At 56.8% G+C, this 17898-nt stretch carries 21 protein-coding genes; 5 read left to right on the top strand and 16 right to left on the bottom strand.

Features of this window, described 5'->3' with window-relative positions:
* Positions 1-98: 98 nt before the first annotated feature.
* A complete protein-coding gene (gene mutS / locus SK51_RS09195) occupies positions 99-2660 on the top strand; it encodes a DNA mismatch repair protein MutS (RefSeq protein WP_022649176.1) in 2562 nt (853 codons plus the stop codon).
* 141 nt (positions 2661-2801) lie between these two features.
* On the opposite strand, the gene SK51_RS09190 is transcribed toward mutS, so the two are convergent.
* The 3 genes from SK51_RS09190 to SK51_RS09180 are packed head-to-tail and all read right to left on the bottom strand — an operon-like array spanning position 2802 to position 5053.
* The gene (locus SK51_RS09190; protein ID WP_003862116.1) at positions 2802-3023 is read right to left on the bottom strand and encodes a non-oxidative hydroxyarylic acid decarboxylases subunit D; all 222 of its coding nucleotides are present in this window, start codon (positions 3021-3023) and stop codon (positions 2802-2804) included.
* 13 nt (positions 3024-3036) lie between these two features.
* Positions 3037-4461, bottom strand: a complete 1425-nt coding sequence (locus tag SK51_RS09185; RefSeq protein ID WP_032676483.1) for a non-oxidative hydroxyarylic acid decarboxylases subunit C — start codon at positions 4459-4461, stop codon at positions 3037-3039.
* Positions 4451-5053 carry a non-oxidative hydroxyarylic acid decarboxylases subunit B gene (locus tag SK51_RS09180; protein WP_048206656.1) on the bottom strand — a complete coding sequence of 201 codons (603 nt, stop codon included), beginning with the start codon at positions 5051-5053 and terminating at the stop codon, positions 4451-4453. Before SK51_RS09180 ends, SK51_RS09185 begins: the two co-directional genes overlap by 11 nt.
* Before the next feature lie 174 nt (positions 5054-5227).
* Between SK51_RS09180 and SK51_RS09175 the strand changes: the two genes are divergently transcribed.
* On the top strand, positions 5228-5635 hold the full coding sequence (locus SK51_RS09175) for a MarR family winged helix-turn-helix transcriptional regulator (RefSeq protein ID WP_022651767.1): 408 nt from the start codon (positions 5228-5230) through the stop codon (positions 5633-5635).
* On the opposite strand, the gene SK51_RS09170 is transcribed toward SK51_RS09175, so the two are convergent.
* Entirely contained in the window at positions 5632-6519 is an 888-nt protein-coding gene (locus tag SK51_RS09170) for a LysR family transcriptional regulator (RefSeq protein ID WP_048206655.1), read from the bottom strand. The genes SK51_RS09175 and SK51_RS09170 overlap by 4 nt on opposite strands.
* 109 nt (positions 6520-6628) lie before the next feature.
* Here SK51_RS09170 and SK51_RS09165 point away from each other — a divergent pair, with 109 nt between their 5' ends.
* Positions 6629-7831, top strand: a complete 1203-nt coding sequence (locus SK51_RS09165) for an MFS transporter (protein WP_023306829.1) — start codon at positions 6629-6631, stop codon at positions 7829-7831.
* Positions 7828-8205: a DUF4440 domain-containing protein gene (locus SK51_RS09160; protein WP_023306830.1), complete on the top strand. Its 378-nt coding sequence runs from the start codon at positions 7828-7830 to the stop codon at positions 8203-8205. Before SK51_RS09165 ends, SK51_RS09160 begins: the two co-directional genes overlap by 4 nt.
* 50 nt (positions 8206-8255) lie before the next feature.
* On the opposite strand, the gene rpoS is transcribed toward SK51_RS09160, so the two are convergent.
* Positions 8256-9248: an RNA polymerase sigma factor RpoS gene (gene rpoS / locus SK51_RS09155; RefSeq protein ID WP_022649182.1), complete on the bottom strand. Its 993-nt coding sequence runs from the start codon at positions 9246-9248 to the stop codon at positions 8256-8258.
* Positions 9249-9308: 60 nt separating this feature from the next.
* Positions 9309-10382, bottom strand: a complete 1074-nt coding sequence (gene nlpD, locus SK51_RS09150) for a murein hydrolase activator NlpD (protein ID WP_306307778.1) — start codon at positions 10380-10382, stop codon at positions 9309-9311.
* On the opposite strand from nlpD, the gene SK51_RS25770 reads away from it, so the two are divergent.
* Positions 10324-10455: a peptidase gene (locus SK51_RS25770; RefSeq protein ID WP_306173474.1), complete on the top strand. Its 132-nt coding sequence runs from the start codon at positions 10324-10326 to the stop codon at positions 10453-10455. The genes nlpD and SK51_RS25770 overlap by 59 nt on opposite strands.
* 94 nt (positions 10456-10549) lie before the next feature.
* On the opposite strand, the gene SK51_RS09145 is transcribed toward SK51_RS25770, so the two are convergent.
* The 10 genes from SK51_RS09145 to cysD all read right to left on the bottom strand — a co-directional run bounded on the left by SK51_RS09145 (position 10550) and on the right by cysD (position 17890).
* Positions 10550-11176: a protein-L-isoaspartate(D-aspartate) O-methyltransferase gene (locus SK51_RS09145; protein WP_022649184.1), complete on the bottom strand. Its 627-nt coding sequence runs from the start codon at positions 11174-11176 to the stop codon at positions 10550-10552.
* Positions 11170-11931: a 5'/3'-nucleotidase SurE gene (gene surE / locus SK51_RS09140; RefSeq protein WP_017382816.1), complete on the bottom strand. Its 762-nt coding sequence runs from the start codon at positions 11929-11931 to the stop codon at positions 11170-11172. The genes SK51_RS09145 and surE overlap by 7 nt, the downstream gene beginning before the upstream one ends.
* Positions 11912-12961: a tRNA pseudouridine(13) synthase TruD gene (gene truD, locus SK51_RS09135; RefSeq protein ID WP_023298481.1), complete on the bottom strand. Its 1050-nt coding sequence runs from the start codon at positions 12959-12961 to the stop codon at positions 11912-11914. Before truD ends, surE begins: the two co-directional genes overlap by 20 nt.
* Entirely contained in the window at positions 12958-13437 is a 480-nt protein-coding gene (ispF, locus tag SK51_RS09130; RefSeq protein WP_003862097.1) for a 2-C-methyl-D-erythritol 2,4-cyclodiphosphate synthase, read from the bottom strand. The genes truD and ispF overlap by 4 nt, the downstream gene beginning before the upstream one ends.
* Complete coding sequence (ispD, locus tag SK51_RS09125) at positions 13437-14147, bottom strand: 2-C-methyl-D-erythritol 4-phosphate cytidylyltransferase (RefSeq protein WP_000741569.1); 711 nt, start codon at positions 14145-14147, stop codon at positions 13437-13439. The genes ispF and ispD overlap by 1 nt, the downstream gene beginning before the upstream one ends.
* A gap of 19 nt (positions 14148-14166) precedes the next feature.
* Positions 14167-14478 (bottom strand): cell division protein FtsB, encoded by a 312-nt coding sequence (ftsB, locus tag SK51_RS09120; RefSeq protein ID WP_003862095.1) that lies wholly within the window; start codon positions 14476-14478, stop codon positions 14167-14169.
* A 79-nt stretch (positions 14479-14557) separates the two neighbouring features.
* Positions 14558-14884, bottom strand: a complete 327-nt coding sequence (locus SK51_RS09115) for a DUF3561 family protein (RefSeq protein ID WP_006811767.1) — start codon at positions 14882-14884, stop codon at positions 14558-14560.
* Positions 14885-14942: 58 nt separating this feature from the next.
* A complete protein-coding gene (gene cysC / locus SK51_RS09110; RefSeq protein WP_022649188.1) occupies positions 14943-15548 on the bottom strand; it encodes an adenylyl-sulfate kinase in 606 nt (201 codons plus the stop codon).
* Positions 15548-16972, bottom strand: coding sequence for a sulfate adenylyltransferase subunit CysN (cysN, locus tag SK51_RS09105; protein WP_023306831.1), 1425 nt, complete (start codon positions 16970-16972; stop codon positions 15548-15550). The genes cysC and cysN overlap by 1 nt, the downstream gene beginning before the upstream one ends.
* A gap of 9 nt (positions 16973-16981) precedes the next feature.
* Positions 16982-17890, bottom strand: a complete 909-nt coding sequence (cysD, locus tag SK51_RS09100; protein ID WP_006811770.1) for a sulfate adenylyltransferase subunit CysD — start codon at positions 17888-17890, stop codon at positions 16982-16984.
* Between the last annotated feature and the right edge of the window lie 8 nt (positions 17891-17898).

The following is a 17898-nucleotide window of genomic DNA, read 5'->3' as shown; positions in this document are numbered from 1 at the left end:
CTGCGCCGCACCTTTTTTTCATGCGACAATAGAAGGAACAATCGGCCATTGAGCCGCTCAAAGCGTAATATTTTCAAAGAAATGGATATCATAACTCCATGAGCACAATCGACAATTTCGACGCGCATACGCCGATGATGCAGCAATACCTGAAGCTGAAGGCACAGCATCCGGAAATTCTGCTGTTTTACCGTATGGGCGATTTTTACGAGCTTTTTTATGACGATGCGAAACGTGCGTCTCAGCTGCTCGACATTTCTCTGACGAAACGTGGCGCGTCGGCAGGCGAACCCATCCCGATGGCGGGTATCCCGCATCACGCGGTTGAAAACTATCTGGCGAAGCTGGTGAACCAGGGCGAATCTGTCGCTATCTGCGAACAAATTGGCGACCCGGCCACGTCGAAAGGCCCCGTTGAGCGCAAGGTCGTACGCATCGTGACGCCGGGAACCATCAGCGATGAAGCCCTGCTTCAGGAGCGCCAGGATAACCTGCTGGCGGCGATCTGGCAGGACGGTAAAGGGTTTGGCTACGCCACGCTGGATATCAGCTCCGGTCGTTTTCGCCTGAGTGAACCGGCTGACCGTGAAACCATGGCGGCTGAACTACAGCGCACCAATCCGGCAGAACTGCTTTATGCAGAGGATTTCGCCGAGATGGCGCTGATTGAAGGTCGCCGCGGCCTGCGTCGTCGTCCACTGTGGGAGTTCGAAATTGATACCGCGCGCCAGCAGCTGAACCTGCAATTTGGCACGCGCGATTTGATTGGCTTTGGTGTGGAAAATGCCCCGCGCGGGCTATGTGCTGCAGGCTGCCTGTTGCAGTACGTGAAGGATACGCAGCGTACCGCCCTGCCCCATATCCGTTCAATTACCATGGAGCGTCAGCAGGACAGCATCATCATGGATGCCGCCACGCGCCGCAACCTGGAGATCACGCAGAACCTCGCTGGCGGCATGGAAAATACGCTGGCGTCGGTTCTTGACAGCACGGTTACCCCCATGGGCAGCCGTATGCTCAAACGCTGGCTGCATATGCCGATCCGCAACACCGAAACGCTGATTGGCCGTCAGCAAACCATTGCCGCATTGCAGGATCGTTACACCGAATTGCAGCCGGTGCTGCGTCAGGTGGGTGACCTTGAGCGTATCCTGGCGCGCCTGGCATTGCGTACCGCGCGTCCACGCGATCTCGCCCGTATGCGTCACGCTTTCCAGCAGTTGCCGGAACTGCGCGCTCAGCTGGGAGAGATCGACAGCGCGCCAGTGCAAAAGCTGCGCGAAACCATGGGCGAATTTACCGAGCTTCGCGAACTGCTGGAACGCGCCATCATTGATGCGCCGCCTGTTCTGGTGCGGGATGGCGGGGTTATTGCTCCGGGTTATAACGAAGAGCTGGACGAATGGCGTGCGCTGGCCGATGGCGCGACGGATTATCTGGATAAACTGGAAATCCGCGAGCGTGAACGTCTGGGGCTCGACACCCTGAAAGTCGGCTACAACGCGGTACACGGTTACTATATCCAGATCAGCCGTGGGCAGAGCCACCTGGCACCGATTCACTACGTTCGCCGCCAGACGCTGAAAAATGCCGAGCGCTACATTATTCCCGAGCTGAAAGAGTACGAAGACAAAGTGCTCACGTCGAAAGGTAAAGCGCTGGCGCTGGAGAAACAGCTGTATGACGAGCTGTTCGACATCCTGATGCCGCATCTGGCTGACCTTCAAATGAGCGCCGCTGCGCTGGCCGAGCTGGATGTGCTGGTAAACCTGGCCGAGCGCGCCGAAACGCTGAACTACACCTGTCCTACCTTTACTGACAAGCCCGGCATTCGCATTACCGAAGGTCGCCATCCGGTGGTTGAGCAGGTGCTGAACGAGCCGTTTATTGCCAACCCGTTGAATCTGTCACCGCAGCGAAGAATGCTGATCATTACCGGCCCCAATATGGGCGGTAAAAGTACCTATATGCGCCAGACAGCCCTTATCGCGCTTCTCGCCTACATTGGCAGCTACGTTCCGGCGCAGAAGGTTGAGATTGGCCCTGTCGACCGTATCTTCACCCGTGTGGGTGCGGCTGACGATCTGGCGAGCGGTCGCTCTACCTTTATGGTCGAGATGACCGAAACCGCCAACATTCTGCATAACGCGACAGAGAACAGTCTGGTGTTGATGGACGAAGTAGGACGCGGTACCTCCACCTATGACGGCCTGTCCCTGGCCTGGGCGTGCGCGGAAAGTCTGGCGAATAAAATCAAGGCGCTGACGCTGTTCGCGACGCACTATTTCGAACTGACACAGCTGCCAGAGAAAATGGAAGGCGTGGCTAACGTCCACCTTGATGCGCTTGAGCACGGCGACACCATCGCCTTTATGCACACGGTGCAGGACGGCGCGGCAAGCAAGAGCTATGGCCTGGCCGTCGCCGCGCTGGCGGGTGTGCCGAAAGAGGTGATTAAGCGCGCGCGTCAGAAATTGCGTGAGCTGGAAAGTTTGTCACCGAATGCGGCAGCTACGCAGATAGATGGTACGCAGATGTCACTGCTGGCGGTGCCGGAAGAGACCTCTCCGGCTGTGGAAGCGCTGGAAAATCTCGATCCGGATTCGCTGACGCCGCGTCAGGCGCTGGAGTGGATTTATCGGTTGAAGAGTCTGGTTTAGTTCTCTGCGGTCTTTTTTGCCGGGTGGCGGCTTCGCCTTACCCGGCCTACAAAACCCGTAGGCCCGGTAAGCGTAGCGCCACCGGGCAAAAGACCGCACAATATTAACGCCCGGTAAGCACAGCCGCCTCCGGGCTTTTTATTACAGCAGCGGCGGGATCGTCGGCACCTGCGGTGCCTCATCAATATCCTTCTGCGTCATGCGGAACGCTTCCGGGTAATGCTCGCGGCTGGTACGGCGCAGCGGTTCGGTATCGCGCCAGGTATACAGACAGTGCTGACACTGGTATACCGTCCAGACACCTTTCACCGGTGATGTTGCCATCACCTCAATATGTTCATCGGCACAACGTGGACAAATCATCTTTTCCTCCTTATTAACGTGCCGCCAGCATCGCGGTCAGTTTTTCGGCCCAGGCTTTGGTTTCAGGGAGATCCTGTACCGGCTGGCTGTAGTGACCACGGTTGTCCGGAGCGACTGGGGTGGTGGCATCAATGATCAGCTTGTCAGTGATCCCCGCCGGGCTGGAGCCGGGGTCAAGCTCCAGCACAGACATATTCGGTAGCTGCACCAGATCGCCAGCCGGATTGACCTTCGATGACAGCGCCCACATCACCTGCGGCAGGTTAAACGGATCGACGTCCTCATCCACCATAATCACCATTTTCACGTAACCCAGACCGTGTGGCGTGGTCATAGCGCGGAGCCCGACCGCACGGGCAAAACCGCCGTATCGTTTTTTGGTGGAGATAATCGCCAGCAGGCCGTGGGTGTACATGGCGTTTACCGCCTGCACTTCCGGGAATTCCGCCTTCAGCTGCTGATAGAGCGGCACGCAGGTAGCGGGCCCCATCAGATAATCAATCTCGGTCCAAGGCATCCCCAGGTAGAGAGATTCGAAAATGGGTTTGGTTCGGTAAGAGACTTTATCAATGCGCACGACCGTCATGTTGCGCCCGCCGGAGTAGTGTCCGGTAAACTCACCGAATGGCCCTTCAATCTCACGTTTTCGGCCTTCAATCACCCCTTCGAGGATCACTTCCGACCCCCACGGCACATCGAAACCGGTCAGTGGAGCCGTCGCAATCGGATACGGGCTTTCGCGTAGCGCACCGGCCATCTCATACTCGGATTGATCGTATTTCAGCGGCGTGGCGCCCATCAGGGTGATGATCGGATCGTTACCCAGCGTAATGGCAATAGGCAGGTCTTCGCCGCGCTCTTCTGCCTTATGCAGATGCAGCGCGATATCATGCATCGGCACCGGTTGCAGGCCGAGCTTACGCTTGCCCTTCACTTCCATACGGTAGATCCCGACGTTCTGTTTGCCGAAGTGATCGGGGTCGAGCGGATCGCGGGAGACAACGCACGCTTTATCGAGATAAAAGCCTCCGTCACCGTCGTTCAGGCGGAACAGCGGCAGAATGTCGAACAGGTTGATGTCTTCCCCGTCCACCGTGTTCTGCGCCCAGGCCGGATTTGCACGACGCTCTGGCGAGACGGGGAATTTGTCCCAGCGACGAATAAACTCGTCGATCTGTTTTTTCACCGGGGTATTTGCTGGCAGCCCCATCGAAATAGCGTGGTTTTGCCACGAGCCGATAGTGTTCATCACCACACGGGCATCGGTGAAGCCGCGAATATTATCGAACCACAGCGCAGGCGCACCATCGCCAATGCGTCCGGTAGCGTTGGCGGCGGCGGCTAAATCCGGCTCAGCGTTTACCTCTTCCTCAATTTTCAGCAGCTGCCCTTGCTCATCGAGCGCCTGCAAGAAGCTTCTCAAATCATCAAATGCCATCTTTATTCTCCTGTGAAAAATGTTTCGCTGCCTGCAAACCTTCCCAGCGTCGGGCTTTTTTATGCTCCAGACCAAACTGGTCGAGAACGCGGGTCACGATATGCTGGGTTATGTCATCGGCGGTTTGCGGGTGGTTGTAGTACGCAGGCATAGGTGGCACCATCGCCACGCCCATGCGGGAAAGGGCAAGCATGTTCTCAAGATAGATGGTGCTGAGCGGCGTCTCACGCGGAACCAGCACCAGCTTGCGTCCCTCTTTCAGCACCACGTCTGCCGCACGCCCTACCAGCCCTTCGGCGTAGCCCGCGCGGATACCCGCCAGCGTTTTCATGCTGCACGGAATGACGATCATGCCGTCGGTGCGAAACGAGCCGGAGGAGATGGTGGCAGCCTGATCGGCCGGGCTATGGACGACATCCGCCAGTGCAGCAACGTCATGCGCAGTGAAGGGCGTTTCCAGCTCAATCGTGGTTTTTGCCCACTTCGACATCACCAGATGCGTTTCCACCTCCGGCATTTCCCGCAGCGCCTGCAACAACGCCACGCCTAATGGCGCACCCGTCGCGCCCGTCATTCCCACAATCAATCTCATTCAGCACCTCAATTAGTTTGTTCGTATACGAACATATTAACTAAACTACGCCTCGATCCTGCTGCTGACAAGATCGTTCGCATACGATCACACTATTCGCTAAAAAAACTCTCGCGTTAAAATTCAGCCCGAGAGCGGCTATCATAGAGGGAGTATTTTTCCGTCGGAGTGTCCATGGAGTTAAGACAAGAAGCGTTTCACCTGCTACGTCAGCTTTTTCAACAGCATACCGCCCAGTGGCAACACGCATTGCCCGAACTGACCAAACCACAATATGCGGTGATGCGGTCAATTGCTGAAAATCCTGGCATTGAGCAGGTTGCCCTGACTGAAGTCGCGGTGAGCACCAAAGCGACGCTGGCAGAAATGCTGAGCCGCATGGAAGCACGCGGCCTGGTCAGGCGCGAGCACGATCCGGCAGACAAGCGCCGTCGGTTTGTCTTTCTGACGGCCGAAGGTGAGGCCCTGCTTGAGAGCAGTAAACCGATTGGAAATGAGGTGGATGAGGCGTTTTTAGGGCGCCTTAACGGCGCGGAACGAGAGCAATTTTCAGCGCTCATTAAAAAGATGATGCAGGGTTAAGTAACCCTGACGCGCATAAAATCAATAAATGTTCGCACTTTCGCGGGCACATGCCGGGCATCGGGATAAACAGCATAGATGCCCTGCTGAGCAAACGTGTACTCCGGTAACAGCGAGACCAGCTTCCCTGCATCCAGTGCGTTACGCACCAGCCACTCCGGCAACAGCGCCACGCCACATCCCGCGAGGGCAAAAGCCATCAACGCCTGGGCACTGTCTGCATACAGGCGCGGCGCTTTTCTGATCTCAAAGGAAACAGGATGCCGATCAACGCCTCTCACCTGCCAGCGCAGCGGCGACGTTAAACGCTCGTGAATGATCCAGTCCGCTTCCGCCAGCTGCTCCAGCGAGTCAACCGGATGGTTTGCCAGCCAGCATGGCGTCGCCACGGGCAGGATGGTGAAGGAGGTCATCAACGCGGCGTGGTAGCGCGAATCTGCAAGCGTGCCGAGCCGGATAGCGACATCGAAGCGCTCGGCGATAAGATCGGCATGCAAAGAGGACGAGACATGCCGCACGCGGAGATCAGGGTGCAGCTGGCTAAACTCAGCCAGCAAAGGCACCACCACCTGCGAGCCATACTCGGGCGTGGTGGTGATCCGCAGTTCTCCCGTCAGCCCGGCGTGGTTGGCGCGAACATCATCCTGCAATCGCTCTGCATCCCGTAACAGCATCACGCTTCGTTGATGAAAGAGCTTCCCCGCTTCGGTCAGCGTCAGGCGTCGGGTGGTTCGCAGCAACAGGGTGACGCCCAGCTCCTCTTCAAGCTGACGAATATGAAAGCTGACCACCGCTTTTGTCAGCCCCATCGCCTCCGCCGCGGCGGTGAAACTGCCGATGTCCGCTACGGCGATAAACATCGCCGTACGCTGTAAATTAAGCATCGCTTGCCTGGTTAACTGTCAAAATAATGTTGACAGTATATCGTCCTTTGTCGCGTTTATCCTTAACGCGTGGGCCGATACGATACGCCACCTCACCGGAGGAACTTCCATGACGTATCGCAGCAAAATCGCCGTCGTCTTTCTGCTCGGCTTTTTCCTTGATTTGATAAACATGTTTATTGCCAGCGTCGCCTTTCCGGCGATGGCTCACGCATTCAATACCACACCTTCCGCGCTTGCCTGGGTAAGTAACGGATACATTGCCGGGCTGACGTTAGTCATCCCATTCAGCAGTATTCTGACGCGCCGCGTCGGGCCGAAGCGCGTTATTCTGCTCTCACTGCTTCTCTTTAGCGCGGCCTCCGTTGCGGCGGGTTTCTCATCTTCGCTGGAACGTTTGATTGCCTGGCGCGTCGTGCAGGGCGCCGGAGGGGGTTTACTGATCCCGGTTGGTCAGGCGCTGACCTGGCAACAGTTTAAGCCTCATGAGCGGGCCAGACTCACCTCGGCGGTGATGCTGGTCGCGCTGCTTGCCCCCGCCTGCTCACCGGCTGTGGGCGGCATGCTGGTTCAGACATTCACCTGGCGCTGGATATTTTATGCCACCCTGCCCGTCGCCATTGTCACCTTTGTTTTGGCCTGCGCGTGGCTTAAAACAGAACCGTCACCGATAAACACCACCAGAATAGTAAACCTGTCTTTGCTGACGGATCCGCTGTTGCGCTTATCCATGCTTATCTATGTATGCGTACCCGGCATCTTTATTGGCGTGAACGTAACGGGCATGTATTACCTTCAGAGCGAGGCCAATATGACGCCCACCGCAACGGGCATGCTTATGCTGCCGTGGTCTGTGGCATCGTTTTTGGCTATCACCGCGACAGGACGCTATTTCAACCATATCGGCCCGCGGCCGCTGGTGGTCATCGGTTGCCTTTTGCAGGCGGTGGGCATTCTGCTTTTAATTAACGTCGGCCCGGCTATGCTGTTACCTGCCGTTGCGTTTGCGTTAATGGGTGCGGGGGGAAGCCTTTGCAGCAGTACGGCTCAGAGCAGCGCGTTTTTGACAACGCGGCGGGAAGATATGCCTGATGCCAGTGCGCTATGGAATCTGAATCGTCAGTTGAGCTTTTTTGCGGGTACCCTGCTGCTGGCGCAGGCGCTGAGCTTCATGCAAGCTTATTTTACGCCGCTGGCCGCCTGGCACGGGATGTTTATTTTTGCCGCAGTTATCACTCTGCTGCCCGTACTGTACGTCTACCGTCTTAATAACACGCAGTTACTTGCGCAACTGCAACAGGAGCAACCATGACCCATTTCGAACAAGAGATCCTCGACATCCACGTCGCCCTTGAAAACTGGTTAGGTGCAGGCGAAGGCGAACAGGACGCCCTGCTCGCCCGTTTCCGTCCGGATTTTCTGATGGTTCCACCGAGTGGCGCCCATTTAGATCATCACGCTCTGGCCAAATTTTTATATGCGCAGCGGGGAACCCGACCCGGGCTCAGGATCGGTATTGATGCGTTAACAACGCTTCAGACATGGGACAACGGCGCGGTGCTCCATTACCGGGAGACGCAAACCCGGCCTGGCCAGCCCGTCAACGTGCGCTGGTCAACCGCGGTGCTTAATCAGGAAGGGGATAACATCACCTGGCGTTTGCTGCACGAAACGGCGCAATCGTAAGGCATAAAAAAGGCCCGTCTCACGACGGGCCTTTTCTGACGAATGGTTGCTTACTCGCGGAACAGCGCTTCGATATTCAGACCTTGCCCTTGCAGGATTTCACGCAGGCGGCGTAGCCCTTCAACCTGAATCTGACGAACACGTTCACGGGTCAGGCCAATCTCACGGCCGACATCTTCCAGTGTCGCAGCTTCATACCCCAGTAAACCGAAACGACGTGCCAGCACTTCACGCTGTTTGGCGTTCAGTTCGAACAGCCATTTGACGATGCTCTGTTTCATATCATCGTCCTGCGTGGTGTCTTCCGGGCCGTTGTCTTTTTCATCGGCCAGGATGTCCAGCAGCGCTTTTTCGGAGTCACCACCCAGCGGGGTGTCAACCGAGGTAATGCGCTCGTTGAGACGCAGCATACGGCTTACGTCATCAACCGGTTTGTCGAGTTGCTCTGCGATCTCTTCCGCACTTGGCTCGTGGTCCAGTTTATGGGACAACTCGCGCGCGGTACGCAGATAAACATTCAACTCTTTGACGATGTGGATCGGCAGTCGAATCGTACGGGTCTGGTTCATAATAGCCCGTTCGATGGTCTGACGAATCCACCAGGTCGCGTAGGTTGAGAAACGGAACCCGCGTTCCGGGTCAAACTTCTCAACTGCGCGGATGAGACCTAAGTTGCCCTCTTCAATCAGATCCAGCAGAGCCAGACCACGATTGCCGTAACGGCGGGCAATTTTCACGACCAGTCGCAGGTTACTTTCGATCATGCGACGACGCGAGGCAACATCACCACGCAAAGCACGACGTGCGAAATAGACTTCTTCTTCGGCCGTTAGCAGTGGGGAGTAACCAATCTCCCCAAGGTAAAGCTGAGTCGCGTCCAGCACACGCTGTGTGGCACCCTGCGATAACAGCTCTTCTTCAGCCAAATCGTTATCACTGGGTTCCTCTTCTACTAAGGCTTTTTCGTCAAAAGCCTCTGATCCGTTCTCATCAAATTCCGCGTCTTCATTTAAATCATGAACTTTCAGCGTATTCTGACTCATAAAGGTGGCTCCTACCCGTGATCCCTGGACGAGACACCCTGGCTGGCATGCCCCGTCAATTTATCGCTGCGGTAAATATTGCAGCGGGTTTACGGATTTCCCCTTGTAACGAATTTCAAAATGCAAGCGTGTAGAACTGGTTCCGGTGCTACCCATGGTAGCGATTTTTTGCCCCGCCTTAACTTCTTGTTGTTCCCGGACCAGCATAGTGTCGTTATGGGCGTAGGCACTCAGGTAATCATCGTTATGTTTGATGATAATAAGATTACCGTAACCGCGCAGTGCGTTACCGGCATAGACAACGCGTCCGTCTGCGGTCGCGATGATTGCCTGTCCTTTACTGCCTGCGATATCGATCCCTTTGTTGCCCCCCTCAGAGGTAGCGAAGTTCTCGATAATCTTGCCGTCAGTTGGCCAGCGCCAGGTGGTGATTGACGAGCTGGCATTCTGACTGCTTGCAGTCGGTACAGTAGAGCTAACCACAGGTGCCGTAGTCGGTGCTGTGACAACAGTCGCAGTACCTTTATTATTCGGCAACATTTTGTTAGCACTCTGATCACCTGAATCCTCAGAATACGTAATTACAGGTTGTGAAGCAACCACCGTGGTGGTTTTTTGTGCAGGAGTAACGCTGTTATTTTGCGCAGTTACGTCGGCCGCTGAAACGGTGTTGCCTGGCGTAAGCGGTGTCCCCGTCGCGTTGCCAACCTGAAGCGTTTGCCCGACTTCCAGAGCATACGGGGCCTGGACGTTGTTTCGCTGTGCCAGATCGCGGAAATCGTTCCCGGTGATCCAGGCAATATAGAACAGCGTATCGCCGCGCTTCACGGTATAGGTGCTGCCGCCGGTATAGCTACCTTTCGGAATGTTCCCATACTTACGGTTATACACTATGCGGCCATTTTCAGTCTGAACAGGCTGTTCCACTGCCTGAATCTGCGTAGGCTGCGTAACTGGACGCTGAACCGGCTGGATCTGCGGAGTTTGCTGCGCCGTTGAGGTGCCCATTTTAGGCGGAGGGGTGATCAACATTCCGCTGGACGTGTTACCCGAGCCGCTGGTTCCATTAACGGAACTGACGGGCGCAGGCGCGTTATTTGAACTTGTACAGCCTGCCAGCCAGAGCGAAACCAGTGATAATGCCGCAACACGGCTGATGGTGAATTTTGGGCTTCCCGCGCTCATTTATCCCCCAGGAATGTGTTAACTACCAGTGACTTAAAAATAACCGTGAAGGCACGAATCTATCGCGCCACACCATACGCTGAATTTGCCTTAATAACCCTGGAAAAATCCGAGTCTCAGGCCAGTTCGCCCTTAACCAGGGGCACAAAGCGCACGGCTTCCACGGTATCGATAATAAACTCGCCGCCGCGTCGACGAACGCGCTTCAAAAGCTGCTGCTCATCGCCGACGGGCAATACAAGAATGCCACCCTCGTCCAGCTGCGAAAGAAGCGCAGTGGGGATTTCAGGTGGCGCTGCCGTGACAATGATGGCGTCAAACGGGGCGCGAGCCTGCCAACCCTGCCATCCATCGCCGTGGCGTGTCGATACATTATGTAAATCAAGCTGTTTCAGGCGACGGCGCGCCTGCCACTGCAACCCTTTAATCCGTTCCACCGAACAGACATGGTGCACAAGGTGAGCCAGGATCGCGGTTTGATACCCTGAACCGGTGCCAATTTCCAGCACCCGGGACTCTGGCGTTAGCTCCAGAAGCTCCGTCATACGCGCCACCATGTAGGGCTGCGAAATCGTCTGGCCTTGCCCAATGGGCAGCGCCACGTTTTCCCACGCTTTGTGTTCAAACGCCTCATCTACAAACTTCTCACGGGGAACCTGGGCAAGCGCGTTCAGCACCTGCTCGTTGGCGATCCCCTGTGCGCGTAATTGTTCCAGAAGAGTTTGTACACGTTTACTTACCATTGCGCGTTCACTCCGACCCGATCTAACCAGTCCGACACCACATCATGCGCGCTATAAGCGGTTAAATCTACGTGCAACGGCGTAACGGAAACGTACCCTTCATCCACCGCAGCGAAGTCGGTGTCTGGCCCGGCATCGCATTTATCTCCCGGAGGGCCGATCCAGTACAGGGTATTGCCGCGCGGATCCTGCTGGGGAATAACCTGATCGGCAGGATGGCGACTGCCACAGCGCGTCACGCGGATCCCTTTGATCTCGTCCAGCGGGAGGTCCGGCACGTTAATATTGAGGATACGTCCGGTACGCAGCGGCTCGCGGCCAAGCGCACGGAGAATGGAGCAGGTCACCGCGGCGGCTGTGTCATAGTGGGTGTGACCGTTTAACGAGACCGCCAGCGCCGGAAACCCCAGGTGACGCCCTTCCATCGCCGCGGCCACGGTGCCGGAGTAAATCACATCATCGCCAAGATTTGGCCCGGCATTGATGCCGGAGACCACAACGTCCGGCCGCGGGCGCATCAGCGCGTTCACGCCCAGAAACACGCAGTCGGTCGGCGTCCCCATCTGGACGGCAATATCGCCATTCTCAAAGGTAAAGGTGCGAAGTGAAGACTCCAGCGTCAATGAGTTAGACGCGCCACTGCGGTTACGATCGGGAGCCACGACCTGCACATCCGCAAATTCGCGGAGGTGTTTCGCCAGCGTCTGAATACCTGGCGCATGGATCCCGTCATCGTTACTCAGCAATATTCGCATAATCACCCGACGTGTTGATAAGTTCCCTGACAACACTGGTGGCAAAGCTACCTGCCGGCAGCCAGAAGCGTAACTCGACGGTTACGTCATCCCACCAGTTCCAGCTCAGCTGTTGCGGGTAGAGGAGCATCGCACGACGTGCCGCCTCGACCTTTTCCCGCACCAGCAACGATTGTAATTCTGGCGCATCCGCCACCGCTGACTGCTCAGCGGCCAGCGCCTCGCCCTGGGTTCCCCAGTCGCCTGAACCCGGCAAGGCGGCGGTAATCATCAGCGTTTTAGCGTCCACGCGCGACTGGACATCGGCCATCTCTTCGGCCGTTGCCACAAACCAGCTTCCGCGTCCCGCTAATTGTAGCGCATCGCCGACAACAACTTGATTCGCGTCCGGTTTTTTCAGCCGTTCGCTCACAATCTGATTAAACAACGCACTGCGGGCCGCCGACAACCAAAAACTGCGTTTATTACGATCGCGCACCGGTGCACCGCTTTGCGCCCAGCGCAGCGCGCCCAGCAGGTTGCTACCACCGATACCAAAGCGCTGAGCGCCGAAATAGTTTGGTACGCCGCGTTCGTTAATGGCCTTCAGGCGTTTTTCAACGTCCTCGCGTTCGGTCACTTCGCGCAACACCAGGGTAAAGGCATTACCTTTCAGTGCGCCCAGACGCAATTTGCGTTTATGGCGGGCGTACTCCAGTACCTTACAGCCCTCAAGCTCAAATTTGCTTAAATCGGGCATGGCATTGCCGGGCACGCGGGCGCAAAGCCACTGTTCGGTCACGGCATGTTTATCTTTTTGACCGGCAAAGCTCACTTCGCGGGCGTGAATATTGAGGAATTTTGCCAGCGCGTCCGCCACGAAGCGGGTGTTGCAGCCGTTTTTCAGAATGCGCACCAGGATGTGCTCGCCTTCGCCGTCCGGCTCAAAACCCAGATCTTCCACTACCACGAAATCTTCAGGGTTGGCTTTCAGCAGACCCTTGCCCTGCGGTTTACCGTGCAGATACGTCAGATTGTCGAAATCCGTCATTTGGCCGCCTTCACCAGCAGCGCCACGGCTTCACAGGCAATGCCTTCGCCACGACCGGTAAAGCCCAGCTTCTCCGTGGTGGTCGCTTTGACGTTGACGTCGTCCATATGGCAACCCAGATCTTCAGCGATAAACACGCGCATCTGAGGGATGTGCGGCAGCATCTTTGGTGCCTGAGCAATGATCGTCACATCAACGTTGCCGAGGGTGTAGCCTTTGGCCTGAATACGACGCCAGGCTTCGCGCAGCAGTTCGCGGCTGTCTGCGCCTTTAAAAGCAGGATCGGTGTCCGGGAACAGTTTGCCAATGTCGCCCAGCGCGGCGGCACCCAGCAGCGCGTCGGTCAGCGCATGCAGCGCCACGTCGCCATCAGAATGCGCCAGCAGACCTTTTTCGTAAGGAATGCGCACGCCGCCAATGATAATTGGGCCAACGCCGCCAAAGGCGTGTACATCAAAACCGTGTCCAATACGCATTATGCCTTCTCCTGAGGGGTCGTACGGGTAAGATAAAATTCCGCGAGCTGTAAGTCTTCCGGGCGCGTCACTTTTATATTATCAGCGCGTCCTTCAACAAGCGTGGGGTGGAAACCGCAATACTCCAGCGCCGAGGCTTCGTCCGTAATGGTCGCACCTTCTTTAAGCGCTCGCGTTAAGCAGTCGTGGAGTAATTCGCGGGGAAAAAATTGTGGCGTCAGCGCGTGCCATAGATCGACGCGCTCGACGGTGTGGGCAATCGCTGGTTTACCCGGTTCGGCACGCTTCATGGTGTCACGCACCGGGGCGGCCAGAATGCCGCCCACTTTACTGGTTTCACTCAGGGCCAGCAGACGCGACAGATCGTCGTGATGCAGACAGGGACGCGCGGCATCGTGCACCAGCACCCACTGCGCGTTCCCGGCAGCCTGAATGCCCGCCAGAACGGAGTCAGCCCGCTCTGCGCCGCCGTCAACGACGGTAATCTGAGGATGATTCGCCAGCGGGAGCTGCGCAAAACGTGCATCGCCGGGGCTGATGGCAATAACAACGCGTTTCACCCGGGCATGCGCCAGCAGCGCCGCCACGGCGTGCTCGAGGATCGTTTTATCGCCAATTGAGAGATACTGCTTAGGACATTCTGTCTGCATACGCCGGCCAAAACCTGCGGCCGGCACCACGGCACAGACGTCCGAAAAAGTTGCTGCCATGTCGTAATCCTGGGCCTGATTATCGATTGTTTTGTGCGGAGCCCTGATTGCGTTTAGACGCATCCGGAACCAGGCGATAAAACGTTTCGCCCGGCTTAGTCATACTAAGTTCATTGCGTGCGCGCTCCTCAATCGCCTCCTGGCCGCCATTGAGGTCATCAATTTCAGCAAAAAGTTGATCGTTACGCGCTTTAAGTTTGGCGTTTGTCGCCTGCTGTGCCGCGACGTCATCGCTCACCCGGCTGTAGTCGTGCAGTCCGTTTTTGCCGAACCACAGCGAATATTGCAGCCAGACCAGCAAAGCCAGCAACAGCAGCGTTAGTTTACCCATCCTGCCCCCTGAAAAAACGGCATCATCATCCCATAACTTTCCGCTGGACTCTACTGCGGGGTTTTAATTATGCCGTAAGTTAGCCCATCAGCCATAAAAACAGCAGGCCAAAGATGACCACAACGGTGGCGATAGTGATGAGCGTACTATACAGGAGCTTGCCGTTGAAAAGGGAGTGCAGCGCCACGCCCACCACAACCGCAACGGGCATCAGCGCGAGGAAGAAAGGCCAGGTATAGAGGAAGAAAAAGAGGGTGTTTCCACCGTAGATCAAAAACGGGATACCCAGCGCCAGTAGCCACGACACAAAGCCGACAATCGCCCCAGGGAAGGACCAGGTCGTCTCGTCGTCGGTCGTTAACGGTTCCGACCCGGTGGTAATCATGTAGTTTTCACTGTTGCGCATAGCTAATCCTGTGACCGTGACTCATCGCTCGGGAAGACAGCTCCCGAACGATACCGTCTCAGGATCTGATAATATCGTCCCGTCTGAGCAGGTCTAATAATTGGCTTACTAAATTTGTTACCAATTGTTGACCTTCCAGATGAATCTCAGGGGATTCAGGCGCTTCGTAAACCGAGTCAATACCGGTGAAGTTTCGCAGCTCTCCCGCGCGGGCTTTTTTATACAGCCCTTTCGGATCGCGCGCTTCGCAGATTGCCAGCGGCGTATCCACAAATACTTCAATGAAGCGATTCCGGCCCACGCGCTCACGCACCATCTGACGTTCGGCGCGGTGCGGTGAGATAAACGCCGTCAGCACCACCAGCCCGGCATCCGCCATCAGGCTGGCGACTTCTCCCACCCGGCGAATGTTCTCTTTACGGTCTTCATCGCTGAACCCTAAATCGCTGCACAGTCCGTGACGCACGTTGTCGCCGTCCAGCAGGTAGGTGCTCACTCCCTGCTGATGCAGCGCCTCTTCCAGCGCGCCTGCCACCGTGGATTTACCGGAGCCAGACAGCCCGGTAAACCACAGCACAACCCCACGGTGACCGTGGAGCTGTTCGCGCTGGGCGACGGTGACCGGATGAGGATGCCAGACGACGTTCTCATCATGGGCAGCCATTACTTGCCTCCCAGCAAATCGCGTGCGCCCCAGTGCGGGAAGTGTTTACGCACCAGCGCATTCAGCTCAAGTTCAAACGCGCTGAACTCAGAGGCCACGGTAGCCTGCGTGTTTGGTTCACGGACCATCCCGGCGCCGACGGTGACGTTGGTCAGGCGGTCGATAAAGATCAGCCCGCCCGTCACCGGATTCTGCTGATACGGATCCAGCACCAGCGGCTCGTCGAAGGTCAGATCCACCAGACCGATGCCATTCAGCGGCAGCTCGCTCACGTCACGGTGGGTCAGGTTGTTGATGTCCACCTGGAACTGAATGCCGTCCACGCGAGCGCGGGTTTTCTTGCCGGCAATTTTAATGTCATAGCTCTGGCCTGCGGTCAGGGGCTGTTCCGCCATCCACACCACGTCCACGGATGCGCCCTGCACCGCCGCCAGCGTTTCCTGCGCGTCGACCAGCAGATCGCCGCGGCTGATGTCAATCTCGTCTTTTAGCACCAGGGTTACCGCTTCACCTGCCCCTGCTTCGTCCAGATCGCCATCAAAGGTGACGATACGGGCAATGGTCGATTCCACGCCGGACGGCAGCACCTTCACACGCTGGCCCACGTTGACCGAGCCGGACGCAAGGGTGCCGGAGAAGCCGCGGAAATCGAGGTTCGGACGGTTTACGTACTGCACCGGAAAGCGCATCGGCTGGGTCTCAACCACGCGCTGAATTTCAACGGTTTCCAGCACCTCCAGCAGCGTCGGGCCGCTGTACCACGGCATGTTCGCGCTCTGAGAGGCGACGTTATCCCCTTCCAGCGCCGACAGCGGCACAAAGCGAATATCGAGGTTGCCCGGCAGCTGTTCAGCAAAGGTCAGGTAGCTCTGGCGGATCTCGTCGAATCGCGCTTCGCTGTAGTCCACCAGATCCATTTTGTTCACCGCCACCACCAGGTGTTTGATCCCCAGCAGCGTAGAGATAAAGCTGTGACGACGCGTCTGATCCAGCACGCCTTTACGGGCGTCCATCAGCAGGATCGCCAGGTCACAGGTGGACGCGCCGGTCGCCATGTTACGGGTGTACTGCTCATGCCCCGGGGTGTCGGCGATAATAAATTTGCGCTTTTCGGTAGAGAAGTAGCGATAGGCGACATCAATGGTAATGCCCTGCTCGCGCTCCGCCTGCAAGCCGTCCACCAGCAGCGCCAGGTCGAGTTTTTCGCCCTGGGTGCCGTGGCGTTTACTGTCATTGTGCAGGGAAGAGAGCTGATCTTCGTAAATTTGTCGCGTGTCGTGCAGCAGACGACCAATCAGGGTACTTTTCCCGTCATCAACGCTGCCGCAGGTCAGGAAACGCAACAGACTTTTGTACTGTTGGGCGTGCAGATAAGCTTCTACGCCGCCTTCATCGGCAATTTGTTGGGCAATAGTCGTATTCATGGCGGCTCCTTAGAAATAACCCTGACGTTTCTTCAGCTCCATGGAGCCTGCCTGGTCGCGGTCAATCACGCGGCCCTGTCGCTCACTGGTGGTCGACACCAGCATCTCCTCGATGATCTCCGGCAGCGTCTGCGCACTGGATTCCACCGCGCCGGTCAACGGCCAGCAGCCGAGAGTACGGAAACGGACCATCTGTTTTTTGATCACTTCACCCGGCTGTAAATCAATGCGATCGTCGTCGATCATCATCAGCATGCCGTCGCGCTCCAGGACCGGGCGCTCTGCTGCCAGATACAGCGGAACGATCTCAATATTTTCCAGATAGATGTACTGCCAGATATCCAGCTCGGTCCAGTTGGAGAGCGGGAAGACGCGAATGCTTTCGCCCTTGTTTATCTGGCCGTTGTAGTTGTGCCACAGCTCCGGACGCTGGTTTTTCGGGTCCCAGCGGTGGAAGCGGTCGCGGAAAGAGTAGATTCGCTCTTTGGCGCGGGATTTCTCTTCGTCACGCCGTGCGCCGCCGAAGGCCGCATCAAAACCGTATTTATTCAGCGCCTGCTTCAGCCCTTCGGTTTTCATGATATCGGTATGCTTGGCGCTGCCGTGCACGAACGGGTTGATGCCCATCGCCACCCCTTCCGGGTTTTTGTGCACCAGCAGCTCGCAGCCGTAGGCTTTGGCGGTACGGTCACGAAACTCGTACATCTCGCGGAATTTCCAGCCGGTATCCACATGCAGCAGCGGGAACGGCAGCGTCCCCGGATAAAACGCTTTACGCGCCAGGTGCAGCATGACGCTGGAATCTTTACCGATGGAGTACATCATCACCGGGTTAGAGAACTCGGCGGCCACTTCGCGGATAATGTGGATACTTTCCGCTTCGAGCTGCCGCAGGTGAGTAAGTCGTTTTTGGTCCATAACCGTTC

The sequence above is a fragment of the Enterobacter sp. MGH85 genome (genome assembly GCF_001037655.1).
Classification (GTDB): Bacteria; Pseudomonadota; Gammaproteobacteria; order Enterobacterales; family Enterobacteriaceae; genus Enterobacter; species Enterobacter intestinihominis.
This window is presented reverse-complemented; position numbering and strand designations above follow the sequence as displayed.